The sequence below is a fragment of the Komagataeibacter kakiaceti JCM 25156 genome (assembly GCF_000613305.1).
Genome location: NZ_BAIO01000391.1, coordinates 1 through 2259, shown reverse-complemented (window position 1 = coordinate 2259; position 2259 = coordinate 1). Strand labels below are relative to the sequence as shown.

The 2259-nt window shown below is 67.6% G+C and carries 2 protein-coding genes and 1 pseudogene; 2 read left to right on the top strand and 1 reads right to left on the bottom strand.

Annotated features, from left to right (window positions below):
• A partial coding sequence (locus tag JCM25156_RS14230) for an AAA family ATPase (protein WP_025813601.1) occupies nucleotides 1-825 on the bottom strand: 825 nt, incomplete at its 3' end.
• Between the two features lie 94 nt (nucleotides 826-919).
• On the opposite strand from JCM25156_RS14230, the gene JCM25156_RS14225 reads away from it, so the two are divergent.
• Both JCM25156_RS14225 and JCM25156_RS24705 read left to right on the top strand, forming a co-directional pair.
• Nucleotides 920-1495: a DUF1285 domain-containing protein gene (locus tag JCM25156_RS14225; protein ID WP_025813600.1), complete on the top strand. Its 576-nt coding sequence runs from the start codon at nucleotides 920-922 to the stop codon at nucleotides 1493-1495.
• A pseudogene (locus tag JCM25156_RS24705) lies at nucleotides 1492-2259 on the top strand (CCA tRNA nucleotidyltransferase); the annotation flags it as partial. The gene JCM25156_RS14225 and the pseudogene JCM25156_RS24705, both read left to right, overlap by 4 nt.

Here is a 2259-nt window from a genome sequence, read left to right as displayed (position 1 = left end):
GGTGGGATCATCCGTGGTTTCGGGGCGCGCGGCGCGCACAAGGCGCACGATCGCATCCACCACCTGTTCGCCCACCGGCAGGGCGCGCACGAGAGCCTGCGCCTGCATCACGTCGGCGGCGGTCAGCACGGGTTGCGCGGTGGCCGTGGTGGTGCCGGTGGTGGCCAGCAGCATGCTGCGTTCGGCATCGGCATCGGGAAAATCCAGTGTGACCTGCATGAGAAAGCGGTCAAGCTGGGCTTCGGGCAGGGGGTAGGTGCCTTCCTGCTCGATCGGGTTCTGGGTGGCCAGCACATGGAAGGGGCGCGGCAGGAGATGGTTGGTGCCCGCAATGGCGACCTCGCGCTCCTGCATGGCCTGAAGCAGGGCGGACTGGGTGCGCGGGCTGGCGCGGTTGATTTCATCGGCCATCAGCAACTGGCAGAAGACCGGCCCCGCCACGAAGCGGAAGCTGCGGCGGCCGCTTTCATCCTCATCCAGGATTTCGCTGCCCAGAATGTCCGATGGCATGAGATCGGGCGTGAACTGCACACGCCGCGCATCCATGCCCATGACGCGGCCCAGCGTCGTGACCAGCAGCGTCTTGCCCAGCCCCGGCGCGCCGACCAGCAGCGCATGCCCGCCTGCCAGGATGCTGGTCAGCACCAGATCCACCACCCGGCCCTGCCCCAGAATGACACGACCGATTTCCGTGCGCACGCGGGCCAGTTGCCGGCTCATGCCCTCGGCCTGCGCCGCGATCTGTTCGCCCGTCGGGGCGGGGGAGGATGTCATGCCCGCCTGCGGCGCTGCATGGAGGGGAGAGTTATCATCCATGGTCATCATTCCAACAGTCTGACACGTCCGGGGGTTTCATCAAGCCGGTGTTGATCCCTATATCAAGTCAAGCAGCTTCCATAGTGTCGGGTTAACGCAATTGATGGATGATTTCGAGGCAGGCGAGACCCTGCCGCCACCAGCCCTGAAGCCAGCGGCCCCATGCGGCGCGCTGCCCTTCCTCATCAGGCGGGACGGAACATGGCTGTATCGCGGCAGTCCCATCCGCCGCAAACCGATGGTCTGCCTGTTCGCGTCCACCCTGCGGCGCGATGCGCAGGGCGGCTATCGGCTCCAGACGCCGGTGGAACAGGGCACGATCGAGGTGGAGGACGCCCCCTTCGTCGCCACCGAACTGGAATGGCATGGATGCGGGCGGGCGCAGGTGCTGTCCTTTCGCACCAATGTCGATGAGGTGATCTGCGCGGGGCCGGACCACCCGATTCGCTGCGCATGGGACGTGCCATGCGATGGCTGCGGCACGGGGCCGGTGCCTTACCTGCATGTCCGTGATGGGGATGGCCCGTGGCCGATCGAGGCGCGGATCGCGCGCGCGGTCTATTACGAACTGGCGGCGCTGGCGGTGGCGGGGCACCATCAGGGCGTGCCCTGCCTGGGGGTCTGGAGCCTGAACGTGTTCTTCCCGCTGTCCACCATGCCGGATGACGGCTGTGCATGATCGTGACTGAGCCGCCGCTGGCGCGCCTGCGCCGTGACATGCCCGATGTGATGGCGCAGCTCGATATGCTGTGGACCATCCTGCCCGATGCCCGCCTGGTGGGGGGCGCGGTGCGCGACCTGCTGCTTGGCGGCAGGGTGACGGACATGGATCTCGCCAGCCCGCATGCGCCCGAAAGCGTGATGGAGCGGCTCCGCCATGCCGGGATACGGGTGGTGCCGACCGGGCTTTCGCACGGCACGGTCACGGCGGTGCTGGAGGGGCGTCCCTTCGAGATTACGACCCTGCGCCGTGATGAGGAGACCGATGGCCGCCACGCCACCGTGGCATGGACCCATGACTGGCGGGAGGATGCGGCCCGGCGGGATTTCACCATCAACGCCATGTCGTGCGACCGGACGGGCAGGGTGCATGATTATTTCAGCGGGCAGGCCGATCTGGCGGCGGGGCGGGTGCGCTTCGTGGGGGATGCACGGCTGCGCATTACGGAAGATGCGCTGCGCATCCTGCGGTTCTTCCGCTTTCAGGCCCGGTACGGCGCGGCGCGGCGGATGGGGAGGCGATCGCGGCCATTACCGCGCTGTCCGGCCTGATCGAACGCCTTTCGGTCGAGCGGATATGGCTGGAGCTGAAGCGTATCCTCATCGGCCCGCGCGTGGTCGAGACGCTGGAGCGGATGCGCGCGTGTGGCGTGCTGGCGCATGTCCTGCCCGAAGGCTGTGACATCGTCCGGCTGGCGCGCCTGCTGGCCTGCGATGCGCCAG

Excerpts from the sequence above, each read along its gene's own strand:
- JCM25156_RS14225 (WP_025813600.1), top strand. The coding sequence starts at position 920 with ATGGATGATTTCGAGGCAGGCGAGACCCTGCCGCCACCAGCCCTGAAG.